Raw genomic sequence first — 20,725 nt, forward strand, 5'->3', positions numbered from 1 at the left:
ATGGGTGAAGTCGTTCTGGCAGCAAAAATCACACACGTGCCGTCGATGTATCTCTCGGAGCTGCCCGGGAAGCACCAGGGCTGCCGTCAGGCCGCCATCGACGGGCACAAGGAGATCGGCCGCCGCGCCCGCGAGCTGGGGGCGGATACCGCCGTCGTGTTCGACGTCCACTGGCTGGTCAACAGCGGATTCCATGTCAACGCCGGCGAAAGCTTCGAGGGCATCTACACCAGCAACGAGCTGCCGCATTTCATCAAGGACATGGAATACCAGTATCCGGGCTGCCCGGCACTGGGCGAGGCGATCGCCGCCGAGGCCAACGCCGCCGACGTGCGCACCCTGTCGCACAACATCCCCAGCCTCGAGCTGGAGTACGGCACCCTGGTCCCGATGCGCTACATGCACATGGACGTGCCCGAGGACCAGCGCTTCAAGGTGGTCTCCGTGGCGGCCTGGAACGCCTGGCACCGCCTGGAAGACAGCTTCACCTTCGGCGCCGCGGTGCGCCGCGCCATCGAGAAGAGCGACCGCAAGGTGCTGGTGCTGGCCTCCGGCTCGCTGTCGCATCGCTTCTCCGACGATCGCGATGCCAGCGATAACCTCCACAACTGGACGCGCGAGTTCGACCGCCAGGTCGACATGCATGTCGTCGAGCTGTGGAAGCAGGGGCGCTTCAAGGAGTTCTGCGCCATGCTGCCGGAATACGCCCAGCACTGTTACGGCGAGGGCGGCATGCACGACACCGCCATGCTGCTCGGCCTGCTCGGCGGCGAGGACTACGACCAGCCGGTGGAAGTGCTCACCGAACCGTTCGGCAGCTCCGGTACCGGCCAGATCAACGCCATCTTCCCGCTGCCCCGGTAACCCTCTCACCCCTCGACACCGCGCCTGATGGTCTCTAGGCCCGTCAGGCGCCACCAGGAGTTCGTGATGCAGATTCCCGCCAATCGCTTCAAGCAGGCGATCGCCGAACAGCATCCCCAGATCGGCCTGTGGCTTGGCCTGGCCAACGGCTACTGCGCCGAGCTGGCCGCCAACGCCGGCTTCGACTGGCTGCTGCTCGACGGCGAGCACGCCCCCAACGACCTGAACAGCCTGCTCGCCCAGCTCCAGGCCGTGGCCGCCTACCCGGTCCAGCCCATCGTGCGCCCGCCGGTGGGCGACACCGCCCTGATCAAGCAGTACCTCGATCTCGGCGTCCAGACCCTGCTGGTGCCGATGGTCGACAGCGCCGACCAGGCCCGGGAGCTGGTGCGCGCCATGCGCTATCCGCCCGAGGGCGTGCGCGGCGTGGGCAGCGCCCTGGCCCGGGCCTCGCGCTGGAACAGCATCTCCGGCTACCTGGATCAGGCCGACGAACAGATGTGCCTGCTGGTGCAGATCGAGAGCCGCGAGGGGCTCGAGAACCTGGACGAGATCGCCGCCGTGGACGGCGTCGACGGCGTGTTCATCGGCCCGGCCGACCTGAGCGCCTCTCTCGGCCATCGCGGCAACCCGGGCCACCCGGACGTACAGGCCGCCATCGAGGACGGCATCGCCCGCATCCAGCGGGCCGGCAAGGCCGCCGGCATCCTCTCCGCCAACCGCGAGCTCGCGCAGCGCTACCTGGACCTGGGCTGCCTGTTCGTCGCCGTGGGTGTGGATACCAGCCTGCTCATGGGTGCGCTCAAGGAGCTCGCCGGCGCCTTCAAGGACACCGCGGCGCCCGACACCCCCTCTCGTGATAGCGTTTACTGAAGGAACCCCGACCGTGCAACTCAACGATTCCTCTCTGCTGCGTCACCAGGCCTACGTCGACGGCCGCTGGGTCGACGCCGAGAACGGCGAGCGCTTCGCGGTGACCAATCCCGCCGATGGCGCCACCATCACCGAGGTCGCCCGGCTGGGCGCCACCGAGACCCGCCAGGCCATCGAGGCGGCCAACGCCGCCCTGCCGGCCTGGCGCGACCAGACCGCCAAGGCGCGCGCGGCCGTGCTGCGTCGATGGTTCGACCTGGTCATGGAGCATCAGGAGGACCTCGCCCGCCTGCTCAGCTGGGAACAGGGCAAGCCCCTCACCGAGAGCCGCGGCGAGATCGCCTACGGTGCCAGCTTCATCGAGTGGTACGCCGAGGAGGCCAAGCGGGTCTACGGCGACGTGATCCCCCACGACAAGGCCGGCCGCCGGCTGGTGGTGATCAAGCAGCCCATCGGCGTGGTCGCGGCCATCACCCCGTGGAACTTCCCGGTCGCCATGATCACCCGCAAGGCGGGCCCGGCACTGGCCGCCGGCTGCACCATGGTGCTCAAGCCCGCCTCCGAGACCCCGCTGTCGGCACTGGCGCTGGCCGAACTGGGCGAGCGCGCCGGCCTGCCCGCCGGCGTGTTCAACGTGGTCACCGGCCGCGCCAGCGAGATCGGCGGCGAGCTGACCGGTAACACCACCGTGCGCAAGCTGTCGTTCACCGGCTCGACCGATATCGGCAAGCGGCTCATGGCCGAGTGCGCCGGCGACATCAAGAAGCTGAGCATGGAGCTCGGCGGCAACGCGCCCTTCGTCGTCTTCGACGACGCCGATCTCGACGCCGCCGTCGAGGGAGCGCTGGCCTCCAAGTTCCGCAACAGCGGCCAGACCTGCGTCTGCACCAACCGTCTCCTGGTCCAGGACGGCGTCTACGAGGCCTTCTGCGAGCGTCTGGTCTCGGCCGTGAAGCGCCTCAAGGTCGCCGGTGCCGAGGACGAGTCGGCCCAGCAGGGGCCGCTGATCAACGCCAAGGCGGTCGACAAGGTGCGTCAGCACATCGACGACGCCATGAACAAGGGCGCCCGCCTGCTGTGCGGTGGCGACTCGCACGCCCTGGGCGGCGGCTTCTTCGAGCCCACCGTGCTGGGCGAGGTCACCCCCGAGATGCTGGTCGCCGACGAGGAAACCTTCGGCCCGCTGGCGCCGGTCTTCCGCTTCTCCACCGAGGAAGAGGCCGTCCGCCTGGCCAACGACACCCCGTTCGGGCTGGCCTCCTACGTCTATACCCAGAACCTCGGCCGCGCCTGGCGCGTCGGCGAGGCCCTCGAATATGGTATGGTCGGCATCAACGAGGGCATCATCTCGACGGAAGTCGCGCCCTTCGGGGGGATCAAGGAGTCAGGCCTCGGCCGCGAGGGCTCCCACTACGGCATCGAGGACTATCTCGAAGTGAAGTACATGTGCCTGGGTATCCACTGACCCCCTTGGCTCATCGGAGCCGGCGCGATCGCCGGCTCCGCTCTCATCGCAAGGATTCCGCAACACCCATGCCCAGACCCGCTCCCTCGCTGACCCTCGCCCTGCTCCAGGCCCGGGAATCCGCCATGGGGTTCTTTCGCCCCCTGCTCAACCACTACGGCCTGACCGAGCAGCAGTGGCGCGTCATCCGCATGCTCAAGCAATCGCCGGAGAGCACCCTGGAGAGCCGTGAACTGGCCGATCTGGCCTGCATCCTGCGCCCGAGCCTGACCGGGGTGCTGGTACGCCTGGAAAGAAACGGCCTGGTCCGGCGCTGGAAGCCGGAAACCGACCAGCGCCGGCTGTGCGTCACGCTCACCGACCAGGGCGAAGCCCTGTTCGACGAGATGAGTGACGAGATGGTGCGTCAGTACAAGCGCATCCAGCAGGAGCTGGGCCCCGACAACTACAAGACGCTGATGCAGCTGCTGCGCAAGGTGCAGGACCTGCATCCCGAGGAATAGAGGCAGCGGCCAACCTGGCACGTGCAGCACGACAACACGCAGCGGAGCCGTCCAACGGACTCCGCCGCGCGCCAGAGGTGCTCGATCCACGAGCACCGGCAACGACGACAGCAGAGCCGACGAGGCGGCTCAGCGTCGCGATCCATGCTGGAGAGTCCCCGGTTCCCGCCAGCACAGACGGCGCATCAGAAATCCAGTGCATACTGGGCAATCAAACGAACATCCTCCAGCTCGCCCACCCCGCCAATGGTCACATCGGCATACCTCAGCTGAAACGACAGCCCTTTCGCCCATCCTTGCTGTACCTCATACATCGCTTCGAGGTTGAACTCCTTGTCCTCCAGCGTCTCCCCCGCGGAGGAGTAGTCACCTTCGGTGTAGCGCGTCATCAGGCTCAGGCCCGGAACCAGAGAAGGCGCATAATCCACTCGAAACTGCAACGACTCCTGCTGCGGGTTGTAAAAGTCGAGGATCTGCACGGAATTATTGGTCCAGAGAACCGACCTGTCATTCTCGAACCCATCCCAGCTAGGCTCGTAGAGATCATCCCCGACCCCCTGATAAGACACCGAGTAGGTCACATCCTCATGCGCATAGCTGACCGCCAGGCTGCTCAAATAGGTATCCAGCTGCCCATCAGGGCCGGTCGCGTCTGCCAGGTTCGACTGATCGCCGATTCCCTTGGCCATGTAGTGATGCAGATCGAATGACAGGCGGTCTTCTCCGAGAGGAATACCATAGGATGCATTGAAGTACGTCTGGCGCTTGGCATCCTTCAACTGACCATGCGCCAGGTGAACGCTCAGTGCATCATCGAAGCGATACTTCCCGCCCACAATGGCAACGCCATCATCATCCTCGGTATAGCTTTCAAAGCTATCATTCCCGGCCCTGGACACAGCGGTGCTGTAGATCCCGTACAGGCTGGCACTGCCGAGCTGAGCATCCATCTTGAAGGCTTCACGAGTGCTGGGCTCGGAGCGGCCGGCGGTATCGATCAACAAGGGCGATATCACGCGCATACGCCCCAGGCGAAATTCGAGATCGTCTACCGGCCTTATCTTGATATTGGCCTGCCCTATCTTGCTGAAACCGTTTCCGTCATCGTCCAGCAAAGGCAGTCCGGCCGTGTTCTTGTCGGCGTAGAGTTTTGAAACGGAATACACGGACGCATCAAAGCCGAGAAAGCCTCCATAATAAGCCGACGTATAATCGACTTTTGTCGTAAAACTCGCCTCCTCGCTATCTTCCGGACCAAAATGCCTGTCCACTTGCCCATAGTGGGTCCGGAAGGTCAATGCGAGATCGCCACTCTCGGAATATGCCGGCGAACCGGCAAGGCTTCCAAAGGCAAAAAGAACGGAACAACCAAAAGAACCAGGCCGTTTCATCAAAAAGCTCCGACAGGTTTATTGTAATTAAATGACGCATTCAATTGAAAATGCGCCCATCGCGAGCATCATGATGACAAAACACGAAGCCGGCAAACACCGATTGCACATTGTGAAAAACATCTTCTCACGCCCCTCATGCCGCCCCTCGAGAGCATCTTGCACATTGTGAAAAGTCCTGTTTTACAACGCCATCCCTGCTGCTATATTTTTCACTACCCCCTTCTCACGAGCCTGTTTGCACGTGACAAATCCAACAATATTGGTTCTGGCAGGAGTTGCTAAATGAGAAAGACAACACGTTCCAAACTTGCACTGACCACCTCTTTTGCCCTGTCCGCCACGATGATGTGCAGTCAGTCTTTCGCCGCTTCAACTGACCCTGACCACCCCAATATCCTGCTCGTGGTAGCCGATGACATGGGGTTTGCTGACCTTGGAAGTTATGGCAGTGAAATCGAGACACCCAATCTCGATTCTCTGGCCAGTTCCGGCATACGCATGACCAACTTTCACACCACACCGGCCTGCTCGCCGACCCGGGCCTCGCTGCTGACCGGCGTTGATCCGCACAAGGCAGGGCTTGGTAACATGGCCGAAGAGCTTGCCCCCAACCAGGAAGGCCAGCCCGGTTACGAAGGGCACCTGAACGACCGGGTCGCCGCTCTTCCAGCCCTGTTCAGGGATGCCGGCTACAACACCTATCTAACCGGCAAATGGCATCTGGGCAAGGAAGAGGGAAGCCGACCGACTGATCGTGGCTTCGATCACTCGTTTTCACTTCTGGTGGGCGGTGCCAGCCACTTCTCTGACATGAAGCCGTCTTATGCACCGTCTCCTGAAATCAAGGCACCCTATGCCGAAGACGGGGTGCTATTGGATGAGCTTCCCGACGACTTCGAATACTCGTCACAGTTCTACGCCGACAGAATGATCGAGTACATCGAAGCCGATAAAGACAGCAATGCGCCCTTCTTCGGCATGCTCAGTTATACGGCCCCCCACTGGCCACTTCAGGCACCGGAAGATGCCATGGAAAAATATCGTGGCCGATACGATGCCGGTTACGATCAAATATTCAACGAACGGCTGGAAGCACAGAAATCAATGGGGCTGATACCGGCCGATGCCGAAGGGGCCCCGCGTCCTCCCAAGGGACGCCCATGGGAAAGCCTGAGCAGCGAAGAGCAGAAAGTCGAATCTCGGGCAATGGAAATATACGCGGCCATGGTGGATGAACTTGACGCGCATACCGGGCGCGTTTTCGATTACCTGAAACAGAACGATCTATACGACAATACCATCGTCATTTTCATGTCTGACAATGGTGCCGAAGGGCACGACCTGGACGAGACCTGGCCGGCCGACCTGTTCCCGGAAATTCGCAGGGTGATCGACGAAACCAACGATTTCAGCTATGAGCAGATGGGTCGTGTCGGTTCCTACACCTTTTACGGCCCGAACTGGGCCTGGGCCGGCTCACCGGCATTCAACCTGCACAAGGGCTTTCCGACCGAAGGCGGCACCCGCTCCATCGCCATCCTCAAAACGCCCGGTCTGGAAGGCGGAGAAATCAACGACAGCCTCACCTCGGTCAAGGACATAGCACCGACACTGCTGGAGCTGGCGGGTATCGTGCATCCCGGCACCGAATACAAGGGCCGCGAGATCGCGCCGATCACCGGCACCTCGTTGCTGCCGGTGCTGTCGGGCAATGCCGAGGTCGAGGATCGCGTGCTGGGCGGCGAGCTCTTCGGCAAATATTATATTCGCCAGGGAGACTGGAAGCTGGTCATGATGCCCAAGCCGTATGGTGACGACGAGGTCCAGCTGTTCAATCTCGGCGAGGACCTGGGTGAACGGCATGACCTGAGCCAGGAACATCCGGAAAAGCTGGCCGAGATGCGCGCTCTGTGGGAGCAATATGCCGAGGAGAACGACGTCATCATCCCGAACTGGGTCAGCGGCTACTGATCCATCAGGCCGAGCCACACCATCTCCGCGTTCTTGACGCTGATACCACCCACCTCAGCCCTGGCCACCCTTGGCCAGGGCTGTTTTCTGTTCTTCCTGCCACCCGCAGCCTGATGGGATTCAGACACACTCGGGCATTTCAGGCGGCCTCATGATGTCATGGCCTGAACATTCTCAGTAAAGTTCATGCTGCAGTATCTCGTCAGCAACCTGATCGGCAACGGCTCTGAGTTTGGGTAGCAGCTCCTTTTCCAGATGTTCGGGGGCGACAAGGGCTTCAAACCAGATCAGGCTGATACAGGCCTGCACCTCTTCCATGACCATGACCGGAACGGCGGCGGCCCTTACCTGATAGGTCTTGCTGTCGTCAGGACCTCCCTGATACCGCTCGTCGCGAACGCCATAGCCTCTCTCGCGCGTTTCCTGCAGTATCCTCTGCACCCATGACTCATCGATTGCCAGCCTATCCTCGGGGCTTTCACTCTGGCGCAAACGCTTGAGAATAGCGGCCTGATCGGCAGGATGGCTCCAGGCCAGGTAAGCACGCCCCACGGCGGACTGCAGCATGTTGGGCCGATATCCCATGAACCCCTTGTTGATAAACAAGGGGGACTGACGCCGTGTGGTTTCGATGATCTCCATGCTCTTGCCATTGTAGATCGCCAGATCCGAAGGCCATATCACCTCCTTTTGAAAGGCGTCCAGGATGGGGGAAGTCAAGTACGCCAGCTCATTCTGGGGTTGGACATGCCCCCCTAGCTCATGTATCTGATAGGTGAGGCGATATCGTTGATCTCCTAATCCACGATATACCCATCCCTCCTCCATCAGCGTCACCAGAATACGTAAAATGGTCGCGCGATCCAGCTGCGTCATGCAGTGCAACTGATTGAGACTCAGTGCACCGCCATGCTGGTTGAAAGCTTCGATGACCCTGATGGCCCGAGATATGGAACGAATTTTTTTTGGCATTGAAAAAGCGCTCTAAAGTATGGCGACAGCGGGATGCAACCTGGGGAGGCCGCCGCCATCCTGATGTCACTGGCGCAACAGCATCCAATCGCCATCCATGACACCCAGCATGTTCATCGCCATTTATAACCAATAAGCCAGCCAACAATGACTGGCCGTGCCCCCATTCCCTGACGGCGGTTTTATCGCATCGGCTCTCGAAAAATCCCTTCACCCCATAATGATAATGGTCATCAAGATATGGCATTGAACGCTGCTGCCATCATGCTTGACCCAGAGTGCCTCCGGCCGTGGGAGCCACCTGCCCGGCATCGCGCCTGCTGTCTGGCAGACAGGGACATGCGCCTGGCAGTCAAGTACAAGCCCGTGGCGCTGGCCAGTGCTAGCGTTGACTCGGACATGACCGACCCACGGCTCCGAGCCGTCGTTCTCTGCAAGAGGCATCCACCATGACCGACTTCCCGATCGCACCGCTCCCCGAGGTCGATGCTTTCCTCTCCCGGGCCACCGGCTCCTTCATCGACGGAGATTACCTGACCGAGGGCGAGCGCCAGGCTCAACCGGTCAACCCCGCCACCGGTGAGCCGCTGGCCAGCCTGGCCCTGGCGTCGACCGCCGACGTCGACCGTGCCGTGGCGGTCGCCAAGGCCCGCTTCGACGACAAGACCTGGCGCGGCAAGAAGCCGGCCGAGCGGGAGCGCATCCTGCTGCGCTTCGCCGATCTGGTCGAGCAGCACACCGAGGAGCTGGCACAGCTCGAGACCCTCAACCAGGGCAAGTCGATCAATCTGACCCGCGCGGTCGACGTCGGCTTCTCGGTGGATTTCATCCGCTACATGGCCGGCTGGGCCACCAAGCTCGAAGGCAAGACCACCGACGTCTCCATCGGCATGCCGGAAGGCGCCGAGTTCCACGCCTACACCCTGCGCCAGCCGGTCGGCGTGGTCGCCGGCATCGTGCCCTGGAACTTCCCGCTGATGATCGCGCTGTGGAAGATCATCCCGGCGCTGGCGGCGGGCTGCACGATCGTCGTCAAGCCGTCCACGGAAACGCCGCTGAGCGCCCTGCGCCTGGCCGAACTGGCGCTGGAAGCCGGCATTCCCAGCGGGGTCGTCAACGTCGTCGTGGGTGGCGGCTCGACCGCCGGTCAGCGCCTGGCGGAGCACCCCGACGTGCGCAAGGTGACCTTCACCGGCAGCACCGATATCGGCAAACGCATCGGTCACGCCGCCGTCGACCACATGGCCCACTTCTCGCTCGAACTGGGCGGCAAGAACCCCATGCTGGTGCTCGAGGACGCCGATCTGGACAAGGCGGTGGAAGGGGCCCTGATGGCCGGGCTGCTCAACCAGGGCCAGGTATGCGCCGCAGCCTCGCGCTTCTACGTGCATCGCCGCCAGTACGAGGCCTTCTGCGAACGCCTGCACCAGGCGATCAGCGGCATGTCGCTGGGGCCGGGCCTGGATCCCACGGCACAGCTCAACCCGGTGGTCTCCCAGCGCCACCAGCAGAGCATCCTGAGCTATCTCGAGATCGCCGAGCGCGAGGGCGCCCGCGTGCTGCGCGGCGCCGAAGCGCCGGATGACACCGGCTACTACGTCTCGCCCGTGGTGCTGGCCGACGTCACCCAGCAGATGACCCTGGCCCGCGAGGAGGTCTTCGGCCCGGTGCTGTCGGTGATCCCCTTCGACGACGTCGACGAGGCGCTGGCCATGGTCAACGACAGCGACCTCGGCCTGGCCGCCAGCCTGTGGACCAACGACCTGTCGCAGGCCATGCGCCTGACCCCGGAGATCGAGGCCGGCACGGTATGGGTCAACACCCACGTCACCCTGGACCCGAACATGCCCTTCGGCGGCGTCAAGCAGTCCGGCATCGGCCGCGAGTTCGGCCGCGAGGCGGTCGAATCCTTCACCGAACTCAAGTCGGTGTGTATCGCCTACTGATCATCGATTGGACGTGACTCGGCTTCGCGTCACCTTGCGCCCGATGTGCCCTGTGGCATCGGGCGCTTTTTGTCGCCGGCCGGCATCGAGGCATCCTCCCGGGCACGCCGAGCGATCCGCGCGTCAATGCAGGCTATGGTGACGGCGATAGTCCCGCGGCGACATGCCGTGAGACTTCTTGAAGGCGCGGCTGAAGTGGGCCGAATCGGTGAAGCCCCAGTGGTAGGCGATCTCGGTGATCGAGTGCCGCGCTCGGCTCGGGTCCGACAGCGCCTCGGCACAGCGCGCCAGGCGCTGCCGCTGGACGTAGCGGCAGACGCTGTCGCCGTGGTGCTCGAACAGCCGATACAGCCGACGGACGGAGATGTGCAGCTGCTCGGCCAGGAAGGACGGCGTGAGACGCTCGTCCTGCAGGCGCTGCTCGATCAGCTGCTGGGCACAGCGATAGAGCTCCTCCCCCTCCGCCGGCGCCTCGGTGACCGCGTCGGCGTCGTCCCGGCAGGTCGGCGCCAGCAGGGACAGCAGCGAATCACGCAGGCCGATGCCATCTTCTTCGGTCAACGGCTCGCTCAGCTGCCGGGATACCACGCGATTGACGATCAGCTGCAGAATCTGACCGCTGGCATTGCCGGTGTTGAGCTTGCCGAACGGCACCCGGCGATCGGCGAAACGCTCGATGACGGCATCGCGAGGCAGGTGGAAGGAGCTGTGCTCGATGAAGCCCTGGGGCAGGATCTCGCAGTCACGCGCCGAGTCCAGCAGGGCCATCTCGCCCGGCAGCATGTCGATGGTGCGCCCCTGCTGGATGAGCCGGGCACGCCCCTGACGCTGCACGATCAGGAAGCAGTGGCGGTCCTCCTCACGGTCGCTGCACGGCCGCTCGCGAACGATGCGCTGCGCGTTGGTGGTGATCTCGGCAACCTCGAGGCTGCCGGCGAGCCGTGTGCCGACCGAGCCGTGGAAGGGCATGTCATCGGGCAGAGGGCGTGACTCGAACTGGCCGCAGGTACGTTGCAGCTCGGCGAGCCAGGCGGAAAACGAATCTTGCTGGGGATGGGCAGAGATCACAGGACCTCCTGTCAGGTGGCCGCGTCGGTATCATTTTTTTATTAACATGTTATTAAAACATAGCGCCACCGGACTCGAGGGTCAATCGCCCCTTTCGTCGAGCCCCGGGGCACACCGGCCCCGGCGGAGAGACAGCAGAACAGGCACGGCCGGCGCTCGCCCTACAGCATCCGCTTGAGGGTGTCGTCACGCCGGCCGAAATGGTGGAACAGGGCGATGCCGACATGCCCGAGGATCAGCACGGACAGCATCCAGGCCAGCGGCGAATGGAGGCTGCCGAGGCCGGCCGCCCAGGCGATCTCTTCACCCTCCGGCACGATCTCCCAGCCGAAGGCGCTCAGCCCGTAGCCACCGCCCAGCATGATCAGCACGCCGGACAGCGGCATCAGCAGCATGCCCGCGAAGAGCAGGCCATGCCCGGCCTTCACCAGCCGGGCGGTAGCCGGATGCTGGCGCGGGCGATGGCGGCGCTGGCCGATGACCCAGAAAAGACGCAGCACGATCAGGCCGAGCAGCAGGGTCCCGATGGAGACGTGCCAGGGCACCAGCGTCTGGCCGATCCAGTGCTCTCCCTCGGCGATGCGGTCGCCGAACTTGAGCAGCTGCCAGGCGATCAGCGCCGTCATCGACCAGTGAAACGTCTTGCTGACGCTGCCATAGCGTTGCTTGGAATCGTGAATCATGGGTACCTCTAAGGGTCGGTTGGGTCATCGTGGCCGCCGATGCCATCGGGCGGCCCTGGAGAAGGCCCTTATCGATCCTAGGTCGGGGCCAGATTGGCCGGGCTGAGGATGCGCCCCTGCGGGCGCGCCAGGCCGTCGATCATGGCCATTTCCTCGTCCGACAGGGCGAAATCGAAGATGGCGGCATTCTCCGCGACCCGCTCGGGGCGGGTGGTGCGGGTCAGGGGCACGTCCCCCTTCTGATGCACCCAGCGCAGGACCACCTGGGCCGCGTTCTTGCCGTGGGCCGCGCCGATGCGGGCCAGCAGCGGGTCGCGGGGCACCGCGCCCATGGCCATCACGAAGAAACCGGTCAGCGGCACGCCGAGCGCGTGCGCCCGCTGGCGCAGCGTCGACTGATCCAGATAGGGATGGATCTCGACCTGGTTGGTCGCGATCGGCGCCTCGCTGACCTCGACCGCGCGCGCGAGCTGGGTCGCATTGTAGTTGCTGACGCCGATATGACGCGTCCAGCCCCGTGCACGCGCCTCGTTCAGCAGCTCGATCTGGCGTTCGATGGGCATGCCGTGGCCGGGCCAGTGCACCAGCAGAAGGTCGACGTGATCCAGCGCCAGCCGGTCGAGGCTTTGCTCGACCGAGGCCAGGAAGTGCGTCTCCGAAAAATAGCGGTTCATCACCTTGGTGGTGACGAAGACCGCGTCACGCGCCATGCCGATGTCGCTCAGGGCACGGCCCAGTGCCGCCTCGTTGCCGTACAGCTGGGCCGTGTCGAAGGCGCGAAAGCCCGCCTGCCAGGCGGCGGGGATCAGCCGGGCGACCTGCCGGTCGTCCAGCTCGTCGAGGCCGAAGCCGATCGGGGGAAGCAGGGAATCCATCAGCACCTCAGTGTCGGAAGGTCAGGTCGGAGCCGTCGAAGAAGCGGTCGTAGCGGTAGATCGCCGGATCGACCGTGGGCGTTTCGCCGGCGATGATCTGGGCCATCATCTCGCCCGCCGCGGGGCCGACGGTCAGGCCGTTGCCCGAGAAGCCGCTGATCAGCGACAGGCCCGGCAGGCGGTCGACGGCGGAGATGATCGGCGTCGAATCCGGCGTGGCATCGATGACGCCACCCCAGGACTCGATGGGCGCGGACGCCCGGAAATCCGGGAAGGCCTCGCGCAGGGCCTCGAAGCGGCGATCCAGCTCGTCCTGGTACGGCTTGGCCGAGAGGAAGCGGTTGCGCTCGAAGGGCGTGACCTCGTCGCTCGACCAGTGGGTCGGCATCCGCAGCGACTCGAAGAAGTCCTGCCCGAAGCGCATGGTGACCAGGCCCGACGCATGACGCAGCGTGGGCAGGAAGTTCAGCAGCTCGGCGAAGCTGGCCCGCGTCACCGGCGCCACGTTGCGCAGCGCGCCCACCACGTAATTGCCATCGATCTGGCGCCGCCAGGTGAAATCGGGCGCATAGCCCGCACCGTCGGGGCCCTGCGCCCTGGTGACGCGCATCAGCGGCGAGGCGATGCCCAGCTGGGGGAAGGGCATGCCCAGGTTGCCCAGGAACAGCCGGCTCCAGGCGCCGCCGGCCACGACCACGTTCGAGGTCCGCACCACGCCCTGCTCGGTGACCACATGACGGATCGCGCCGCCCTCGGTCTCGACGCTGCGCACGGCGCAGCGCTGGATGACGGGTACGCCCTTCGCCTGCAAGGCACGGGCGATCCGCGGCGCCGCGATGGTCGGCTCCGCGATGCCGTCCGAGGGCGAATAGAGCGCGGCCTGGTAGGCCTTGCCCGCGCCGGGGGTCAGCCGCTCGAGCTCTGCGCCGGACACGAGCCGCACGTCCATGTCGGGGGCCCGCTCCTTCGCCTCGGCCAGCCAGGCCCGCTGGCCCTCCACCGCTTCCTCGCTCTCGAGGAGCGACAGGTTGCCGGTGCGGCGGTAACCGATGTCGCGCTCGTTGGCCCGGGCGAAGTCGGCCCACAGCGTCTTCGAACGATTCGCCAGTTCCAGCTTGTCCGGGTGCCAGCCCGCGCTGTAGATCCAGCCGAAGGCGCGGGAGGATTGCTCGCCCGCGACCACGCCCTTCTCCAGGACCACGACGGACAGCCCCCGATCCCGCAGCGCGTGGGCGGTGGAGAGCCCCGCGATGCCGGCGCCGACCACCACGACATCCGCCTGGACGGGCAGCGACCCGGAGGCGCCGACCGTCTCGGCGCGGGGCAGGTCGGCGCCGCGACGCCAGCCGCCATCGGCGGTCAGAAAGGCGCCGGTACCGGCGCCCAGGCCGAAGGTGGCCAGCCCCGCCCCGGCACCCAGCAGGAAAGATCGTCTGGTGACCATGTTGCATACTCCTTCATGTGCGGTGCCCGAGGGCCCGCTGCGGCTATGGATGGGATGGGGCGAGAGGGGCGTGACGCCGGCATGCCGGAGGGCTCGCGCTCGCTCGGCGAAGGCGGGACGTCATTGCCGCCGGAGGGATCGGCGCCGAGCGCCGCCATGGCCGACCGCCTGTCGGCGTGACGGCGCGGGAAAGGCCACCAAGACCCGCCCCGCCCAGCATGGGACTGGGCCAGGCGCGCAGCATGCATTAGTTTCTGCACACACATAAGACGCCGGGAGTGGAACCCATGGTTAACGATCTGACAACTCTTGGCGGGGCCCTCGAGGATATCCGCGCCTTCTGTGCCGTCGCCGAGTTCGGCACCATCTCGGCCGCGGCGAGGCAGGTCGGTGAAAGCAAGGGCAGCATCAGTCGCCGGCTGTCGCGCCTGGAGCAGCGCCTCGGGGTTGCCCTGCTGGCGCGTGCACCGCGGGCGGTCTCGCCGACGGAGGAAGGCCTGGCCTTCTATGCCAAGGCACAGGAGGCCCTGGCCTGGCTGGACGATGCGGCGGAAGGCGCACGCCAGTCCCAGGACGTGCCCCAGGGCCATCTGCGGGTGACGTCACCGGTGGATATCGGCCTCGAGCTCATGCCGGAGATCATCGCGGCGTTCCGCCGCCGGCACCCGCAGATCACCGTCGAGCTGCTGATCACCGATACGCCCCTGGATCTCGCGGCGCATCGCATCGACCTCGCGCTGAGGGCACAGGACGGGAACCTGCCGGACATGGTCTATCGGGCCTCGTCGGTCGCGCCGTTCCGCATGGGGCTCTATGCCGCGCCGGAGTACCTGGCGGCGCATGGCCATCCCGTCGACGCCCCCGATGCGCTGGCCGAACACCACCTGATCGTCTCGCACGAGTTCACGGGCGCCACGCAGCTGACGCTCACGGATCGCCGCGGGCGGTCACGCGAGCTGAGGATCCGCCCGGTCATCCGCACCGGCGACTACGCCAGCGTGCTGCGGCTGGCGCTGGCGGGGGCCGGCATCGGCCCGCTGCCCGACCTGGTGGCCGCCGCACACGCCGCCAAGGGGACCCTCGTCCCGGTGCTGGCGGACTGGAGCCTGTCGGAGGGGCGACTCTATGCGATCAGCCTCGGCGGCCAGAATGCTCCCGCGCGGGTGCGGGTCTTTCGCGAGTTCGTGCGCCAGTCACTGAGCGCCGGCGGCGGCCTCGACTGAGGCCACCGCCGGCGTCAGGCCGGCTCGCGCTCGGCCCGGTAGCGAGCGCGAGCGGCGACGATGGTGCGGTGATGGGCCTCGGCCCAGTCCACCAGCTGCTGCATCGGCTCGAGGAAGGAGCGCCCCAGGGGCGTCAGTGCGTACTCCACGCGCGGCGGCACCTCGGCGTAGAGCGTGCGGGTGATGAAGCCATCCTGCTCCAGCTGCTTGAGCGTACGCGAGAGCATCTGCCTCGAGATATCGCCGATCTCGCGCCGCAGGGCGTTGAAGCGCAGGGTACCGGGGGCCAGGGCCTCCAGGATCAGCAGGCTCCATTGATCGCCGATGCGGTCGAGCACGTCGCGAATCGGGCAGGGCTGTTCGAGCACGACCGCATCGTCGTCGGACGGCGTTGTCATGATATCTCCCTCAACGAGTGGTTCAGTGGCAGGATAACGGCCCAACAGTCATCTCGATGTGACCATGTCAGGAGAAGATGACGTCTTGCGCCGGCCCCGGGGCTGGCCTAAGTTTAGCCCACGGTCCACCTTTTAGACCAACAGCCGGCGAGCCGTCGGCCGTGCCTCCCTCCCCACCACATCACATCACGAGGAACTGCCATGTCGATCCTGAAATCCCTGAGTGCGGCCGGTGCCGCGCTGCTGCTGACCGCACCGGCCGCCGTCATGGCGCAGCCCGAGCGCGATGTCGAGGCCGAGGAAGCCAACCGGGCGCTGGTCACCGAGTTCTACAACCAGTTCTTCAACGAGCACGAGACCGTCGAGAGCGCCAGCGTGATCGCGGAGGACTACATCCAGCACAACCCGGGCGTGCCCGACGGCAAGGCGCCCTTCGTGGACTACTTCGCGGGCTACTTCCAGGACAACCCGGACTACCAGAGCGAGATCGTGCGCAGCGCGGCCGATGGCGATCTGGTCTGGCTCCACGTCCACTCGACCAACGGCGAGGAAGACCTCGGCGAGGCCGTGGTCGATATCTTCCGCGTCGAGGACGGCATGATCGTCGAGCACTGGGACGTGATCCAGCCGGTGCCCGAGGAGTCGGCCAACGAGAACACCATGTTCTGAAACGCATGACGCCCGCCGGCCCGGCCACGATCGCATCGCGCGTGGCCGGGCCGGCCGAGAGGCGCCGCAGGGCGCCGATCGAGGAATGGCCCGGGCGGCCATTTTTTGACGACCTCAAAAGCTACCTACCGGTCGGTAGCTTTTTGGGTTAGGATGCCGCCCCCCGACGCCACGCCCCCTCGGGCGAACGTCATCAAGGCCTGGATTCACTGGAGCAACGAGATGTCATCCGCCACGACGCCCGCGCTGCGCCGGGTACTCAATGCCGCCGTCGCGCAGTTCGCCCAGCATGGCTATGAAGGGGCCTCGCTGTCCCACATCGCGGCCGATGCCGGGATTCGCAAGGCATCGCTGTATTCGCATGTCAAAAACAAGGATGCGCTGTTTCGCGCGGTCTTCGAGGATGCCCTGCAGATCGAGACGCGCTTCGCCCGCGAATGCTTCGCGCAGCCCGACCCCTCGCTACCGGGGCAGCGCTACTGCGAGGCCCTGCGGGCGCGCTACGCCGACTCCGAACACCTCCGCTTCCTGCTGCGGGCGTCCTACATCCCCTCCGAGGCGCTCTTCCACGAGTTCCAGCAGGGCTACGAGGGCTACATGCAGCAGCTGCTGGCCGGCTTCACGGCAGCGCTGCGTCGCCATGTTCGCGGAGCGCTCTCCGACCGGGACGCCGAGGTCATGGGCCATGCCTTCATGGGCATGGTCGACAGCCTCCACGTGGCCCTGATCTATATCGGCCAGGAGCGCTTCGAAGCGCGCCTGCATGCCCTGGAACGCCTGATGCGCGACAGCATCGACCGCCTGAACGAAGGAGAACGACATGACTGACGCGACGACCCGCCAAGGCACCGTGGGCATGGCCCTGGTGGTGCTGCTCGCCCTGCTGACGGCCCTCGATGCCATGGCCATCGACATGTACCTGCCCGGCATGCCGATGATCGGCCAGGACTTCGGGGTCTCGGCCGGCAGCGTCCAGCAGACGCTGTCCGTGTTCCTCGCCGGACTGGCGCTGGGCCAGTGCCTGTACGGCCCGCTGCTGGAACGCTTCGGACGCCGGATGCCGCTCCTGGTGGGGCTGGTGGTCTTCGTGGCGGGCTCGGTGGGGGCGGCGCTGGCGCCAACCCTCGAGTGGCTGCTGGTCGCCCGTTTCGCCCAGGCCATCGGCGCGGCCGCCGGCCTGGTGGCACCGCGCGCGATCGTGGCCGACCTCTGCGACGTGAAGAGTTCCGCCAGGATCTTCTCGCTGCTGATGCAGGTGATGATGGTCGCACCGGTGCTGGCGCCGATGATGGGCGGCTTCATGCTCGAGCACGGCGGCTGGCGCGGCATCTTCTGGGTGCTGGCGGCGTGCGGCGGCATCGGCCTGCTGTGGAGCCTTGCGGCCATTCCCGAGTCGCTGGCCCCCGAGCGACGCACGCCGCTGAACCCCGGCAGCGTGATGCGCGGCTACCTCGCCCAGTCGCGCCGCCGGGTCTTCATGGCCTATACGCTGGCCGGCGGCTTCGTGCTGGGCTCACTGTTCACCTACATCAGCGCTTCCGCCTTCGTGTTCACCGAGCACTTCGGCATGACGCCGACCCGTTTCAGCTACCTGTTCGCCGCCAACTCGGTGGGCCTGATCCTCGGCGGCACCCTGGCCAACAAGCTGGCCGCCGGCGGCATGACGCCCGCACGCGTCACCTTCATCGGGCTCGGCCTGCATGCCCTGGCCGGTGCGCTGCTGTTCCTGGCCGTGATGACGGACATGGACACCCTCGCGGTCTATGGCACCCTGCTGGGCGTGGCGATCGGCGCACTCGGCCTGGTGTTCGGCAACCTGACGGCGCTGACCATGAATGCCGGCGGTGCCAGGGCCGGCGTGGCATCGGCCCTGATGGGCACCCTGCATTACCTGGTCGCCGCCGCGGTGGGCTACCTGGCCAGCCTGGTCGTGCAGGGGCCCCACGTCATGCCCCTGGTGCTGGCCCTGTGCGGCCTGGCGGCCATCGCGCTCTGCCGGCTCGCCGGCAACCTCGCCGCACCCGAGCCCGAGGGCGACCTTCGCGCCGCCGCTCCCGGCAGCGCCGAGTGATATCGGCCGGCGCCCGCCCCTCCCGGGGGTGCGCCGGCGATTATCGTCATGCCATCGCCGGCAACGCCATCACGACCCTCAGCCCGCCGCCGGTGCGATTCTCGAGCCTCAGCCGGCCGCGGTGCGCCATCACGATGCTCCGCGCGATGCTGAGCCCCAGGCCGTAGCCGAGAGCGCCGCCCGCCTCGGCGTCGCCGCGCACACGGGGCTGCATGATGTCGGCGAGCCGCTGCACCTCGATGCCGGGGCCGTCGTCCTCGATCGTCAGCTCGACCCAGCGCCCGGCCAGGCGCAGCGTGAGCCTGGCGCTGCCCGCATAGCGCAGCGCATTCTCGATCAGGTTGTGCAGCACCCGCCGAATGCTCGCGGCCTGACCCGGGACGAACGCCTCGGCGGCCCCGTCCCAGCGAATATCGCTGCCCGTCTCGACGAAGTCGTCCACCACCTCCTGCACCAGCCCGGCCAGGTCGAAGGCGGACGACTCCTCCGGCCCCGCGCCGTCGCCGACCGAATCCAGCAGCGCCGCGATCAGCGTCTCCATCTGAACGATGTTGCCGACCAGTTTTTCCCTGAGCGCATCCTCCCCGATGCCCTCCACCCGAAGCCGCATGCGGGTCAGCGGGGTGCGCAGGTCGTGGGAGACGGCGGCCAGCAGCTCGGTGCGCTCCCGGATCAGGTCGATCAGCCGTTGCTGCATGGCATTGAACGCCTCGGCGGCCTGGCGCATTTCTCTCGGCCCCTCGACCGGCAGAGGCGGCCGCTCGATATCCTGCCCCAGCGCCGAGGCGGCTCGTATCAGCCGACGCAGCGGCCGGGTGCTCACGCGTACCACGACCAGCGCCACCGCGATCAGCGCCAGGGCACGCAGCAGATAGACGCGCAACGCATAGTCGCCCAGCACGATCCAGGCGGGCCGGGCGTTCCACCCCTGCGCCTGGTCCGCCCGGATGCGCAGCCACCGCCCCGGGGCGAGACGCAGCTGGAAGTCGAAGTGTCCGACCACCGGCGAGAGCCCGGTCAGGCCGGCCCAGGTGCTGGCGTCGCCGCGGTCATTGCGAATATCCACGTCGAGCAGCGACAGCGGCAAGGCCTCTCCCGTCTCACGGCGCAGTGCGTCCTGCATCAGGCGGGCGACGTTCGCACGGGCATCGTCCTGGCGAGGCGGTGAGGGAAGCGGCGCCGCACGGAGCTGGGGGTGGAAGACCTCGGTGGCCAGGTCGTCGATCGCCCTGCCGTCGGCGAGCCGGTTCACGACGGCCGCGGTACGAAAGATCACCAGGCGGGCGGGTTCCTCGAGCACTTGGCTGTAGCGCACGTCATACCAGAGGCTGCCGAACAGCAGCTGGGCCGACAGGCCCCCGACCACCACGATCACGCACAGCTGGCCGAAGAGCGAGTCGGGCCACCGCCGGCGCCAGGCGTTAGCGGCCCCCATCAGCCGGCATCGGCGGAGAGTTCGAGCAGATAGCCCTCGTTGCGCACAGTGCGAATGAAGCGGGGGCGGCGGGCCTCATCCTCCAGCAGGCGGCGCAGGCGGCTGATGCAGACATCGATGGCGCGGTCACCGGGAAGATGGTCGCGCCCGAAGGCCTGCCGGCTCAGCGTGTTGCGGCTGACGATCCGGTCGGGAGATGCGCTCAGGGCCTGCAGCACCATGAAATCGGAGCGCGGCAGCTCGAAGGATCGCCCCTCGGGCGATTGCAGCCGCCGGGTCCGGAGGTTCAGGCGCCAGCCGGCGAAACGCCGTTCGACGTCGTCGGGAACCGAGGGTGACGCGGGGGGCCGGGCGTCCTGGCGCGGCGCGCTGCGACGCAGGACGGCACGCACCCGGGCCAGCAGCTCGCGAGGGTCGAAGGGCTTGGCCAGGTAGTCGTCCGCGCCGATCTCGAGGCCGATGATGCGCTCCGAGCAGGCGCCTCGTGCGCTGATCATGATCACCGGCAGCGCACGCCGATCGCGCAGCGTGCGGCACAGGCTCAAGCCGTCTTCTCCCGGCAGCATGAGATCCAGGATCACCAGGTCCACGCCCTCGTCCAGACGAGACCACATCTCGCGGCCATTGGCCGCTCCCCGGGTGCGGTATCCCATGCCGGCCAGGTAGTCGCAGATCAGCTCACGGATCTCGTCGTCGTCGTCCACCACCAGCGCGAGGGCGCTTTCATCGTGCGCTCCGGCCCGGGAGGCCGAGGCCGGAGCGTCGTCAATACCATCCATTACATATGCCCCACAGAGCCAAAGGTTCTCCGCCTGAGGCGTCAATATAATCGTCGGTTCTCATTCAGTAAAACGCTAATCATTATTATTTC

Annotated in this window: 19 protein-coding genes; 10 read left to right on the plus strand and 9 right to left on the minus strand. The window is 65.9% G+C overall.

The features are described 5' to 3' along the window. The 4 genes from hpaD to hpaR all read left to right on the plus strand — a co-directional run bounded on the left by hpaD (position 1) and on the right by hpaR (position 3,705). Positions 1 to 864: a 3,4-dihydroxyphenylacetate 2,3-dioxygenase gene (gene hpaD / locus CVH10_RS05770; RefSeq protein WP_106488075.1), complete on the plus strand. Its 864-nt coding sequence runs from the start codon at positions 1 to 3 to the stop codon at positions 862 to 864. Between the two features lie 66 nt (positions 865 to 930). Next, entirely contained in the window at positions 931 to 1,737 is an 807-nt protein-coding gene (gene hpaI, locus CVH10_RS05775; RefSeq protein WP_106488076.1) for a 4-hydroxy-2-oxoheptanedioate aldolase, read from the plus strand. Between the two features lie 13 nt (positions 1,738 to 1,750). Continuing rightward, a complete protein-coding gene (gene gabD / locus CVH10_RS05780) occupies positions 1,751 to 3,202 on the plus strand; it encodes an NADP-dependent succinate-semialdehyde dehydrogenase (RefSeq protein ID WP_106488077.1) in 1,452 nt (483 codons plus the stop codon). Positions 3,203 to 3,270: 68 nt separating this feature from the next. Continuing rightward, the gene (gene hpaR, locus CVH10_RS05785; RefSeq protein WP_106488078.1) at positions 3,271 to 3,705 is read left to right on the plus strand and encodes a homoprotocatechuate degradation operon regulator HpaR; all 435 of its coding nucleotides are present in this window, start codon (positions 3,271 to 3,273) and stop codon (positions 3,703 to 3,705) included. A gap of 185 nt (positions 3,706 to 3,890) precedes the next feature. On the opposite strand, the gene CVH10_RS05790 is transcribed toward hpaR, so the two are convergent. Further along, positions 3,891 to 5,096, minus strand: a complete 1,206-nt coding sequence (locus CVH10_RS05790) for an OprD family outer membrane porin (protein WP_106488079.1) — start codon at positions 5,094 to 5,096, stop codon at positions 3,891 to 3,893. 285 nt (positions 5,097 to 5,381) lie between these two features. Here CVH10_RS05790 and CVH10_RS05795 point away from each other — a divergent pair, with 285 nt between their 5' ends. Next, positions 5,382 to 7,070, plus strand: a complete 1,689-nt coding sequence (locus CVH10_RS05795; protein WP_106488080.1) for an arylsulfatase — start codon at positions 5,382 to 5,384, stop codon at positions 7,068 to 7,070. Positions 7,071 to 7,244: 174 nt separating this feature from the next. On the opposite strand, the gene CVH10_RS05800 is transcribed toward CVH10_RS05795, so the two are convergent. Then, the gene (locus tag CVH10_RS05800) at positions 7,245 to 8,042 is read right to left on the minus strand and encodes a helix-turn-helix domain-containing protein (RefSeq protein ID WP_106488081.1); all 798 of its coding nucleotides are present in this window, start codon (positions 8,040 to 8,042) and stop codon (positions 7,245 to 7,247) included. A gap of 449 nt (positions 8,043 to 8,491) precedes the next feature. Between CVH10_RS05800 and CVH10_RS05805 the strand changes: the two genes are divergently transcribed. Beyond that, entirely contained in the window at positions 8,492 to 9,988 is a 1,497-nt protein-coding gene (locus CVH10_RS05805) for an aldehyde dehydrogenase (protein WP_106488082.1), read from the plus strand. A 123-nt stretch (positions 9,989 to 10,111) separates the two neighbouring features. On the opposite strand, the gene feaR is transcribed toward CVH10_RS05805, so the two are convergent. The 4 genes from feaR to CVH10_RS05825 all read right to left on the minus strand — a co-directional run bounded on the left by feaR (position 10,112) and on the right by CVH10_RS05825 (position 14,058). Beyond that, positions 10,112 to 11,056: a transcriptional regulator FeaR gene (gene feaR, locus CVH10_RS05810; RefSeq protein ID WP_106488083.1), complete on the minus strand. Its 945-nt coding sequence runs from the start codon at positions 11,054 to 11,056 to the stop codon at positions 10,112 to 10,114. A 161-nt stretch (positions 11,057 to 11,217) separates the two neighbouring features. Continuing rightward, positions 11,218 to 11,739: a cytochrome b/b6 domain-containing protein gene (locus CVH10_RS05815; protein WP_181244358.1), complete on the minus strand. Its 522-nt coding sequence runs from the start codon at positions 11,737 to 11,739 to the stop codon at positions 11,218 to 11,220. A 77-nt stretch (positions 11,740 to 11,816) separates the two neighbouring features. Next, on the minus strand, positions 11,817 to 12,614 hold the full coding sequence (locus tag CVH10_RS05820; RefSeq protein ID WP_106488084.1) for an aldo/keto reductase: 798 nt from the start codon (positions 12,612 to 12,614) through the stop codon (positions 11,817 to 11,819). Between the two features lie 7 nt (positions 12,615 to 12,621). Then, entirely contained in the window at positions 12,622 to 14,058 is a 1,437-nt protein-coding gene (locus tag CVH10_RS05825; RefSeq protein ID WP_106488085.1) for an FAD-binding oxidoreductase, read from the minus strand. Between the two features lie 287 nt (positions 14,059 to 14,345). On the opposite strand from CVH10_RS05825, the gene CVH10_RS05830 reads away from it, so the two are divergent. After that, positions 14,346 to 15,281 carry a LysR family transcriptional regulator gene (locus tag CVH10_RS05830; RefSeq protein ID WP_046078991.1) on the plus strand — a complete coding sequence of 312 codons (936 nt, stop codon included), beginning with the start codon at positions 14,346 to 14,348 and terminating at the stop codon, positions 15,279 to 15,281. 14 nt (positions 15,282 to 15,295) lie between these two features. Here CVH10_RS05830 and CVH10_RS05835 read toward each other — a convergent pair whose 3' ends face one another. Next, entirely contained in the window at positions 15,296 to 15,679 is a 384-nt protein-coding gene (locus tag CVH10_RS05835) for a helix-turn-helix domain-containing protein (protein WP_106488086.1), read from the minus strand. Between the two features lie 201 nt (positions 15,680 to 15,880). On the opposite strand from CVH10_RS05835, the gene CVH10_RS05840 reads away from it, so the two are divergent. The 3 genes from CVH10_RS05840 to CVH10_RS05850 all read left to right on the plus strand — a co-directional run bounded on the left by CVH10_RS05840 (position 15,881) and on the right by CVH10_RS05850 (position 18,419). After that, positions 15,881 to 16,348, plus strand: a complete 468-nt coding sequence (locus CVH10_RS05840; protein WP_106488087.1) for a nuclear transport factor 2 family protein — start codon at positions 15,881 to 15,883, stop codon at positions 16,346 to 16,348. Positions 16,349 to 16,570: 222 nt separating this feature from the next. Further along, positions 16,571 to 17,176 (plus strand): TetR/AcrR family transcriptional regulator, encoded by a 606-nt coding sequence (locus CVH10_RS05845; protein WP_181244359.1) that lies wholly within the window; start codon positions 16,571 to 16,573, stop codon positions 17,174 to 17,176. Further along, positions 17,169 to 18,419 carry a multidrug effflux MFS transporter gene (locus CVH10_RS05850; RefSeq protein WP_106488089.1) on the plus strand — a complete coding sequence of 417 codons (1,251 nt, stop codon included), beginning with the start codon at positions 17,169 to 17,171 and terminating at the stop codon, positions 18,417 to 18,419. Before CVH10_RS05845 ends, CVH10_RS05850 begins: the two co-directional genes overlap by 8 nt. Before the next feature lie 46 nt (positions 18,420 to 18,465). Here the strand turns inward: CVH10_RS05850 and CVH10_RS05855 are convergent, their stop codons facing one another. Next, on the minus strand, positions 18,466 to 19,854 hold the full coding sequence (locus CVH10_RS05855) for an ATP-binding protein (RefSeq protein WP_106488090.1): 1,389 nt from the start codon (positions 19,852 to 19,854) through the stop codon (positions 18,466 to 18,468). Beyond that, on the minus strand, positions 19,854 to 20,633 hold the full coding sequence (locus tag CVH10_RS05860) for a response regulator (protein ID WP_106488091.1): 780 nt from the start codon (positions 20,631 to 20,633) through the stop codon (positions 19,854 to 19,856). The genes CVH10_RS05855 and CVH10_RS05860 overlap by 1 nt, the downstream gene beginning before the upstream one ends. Positions 20,634 to 20,725 lie beyond the last annotated feature (92 nt).

Source organism: Halomonas sp. ND22Bw, from assembly GCF_003011945.1.
In the GTDB taxonomy this organism is placed as follows: Bacteria; Pseudomonadota; Gammaproteobacteria; order Pseudomonadales; family Halomonadaceae; genus Halomonas; species Halomonas halophila.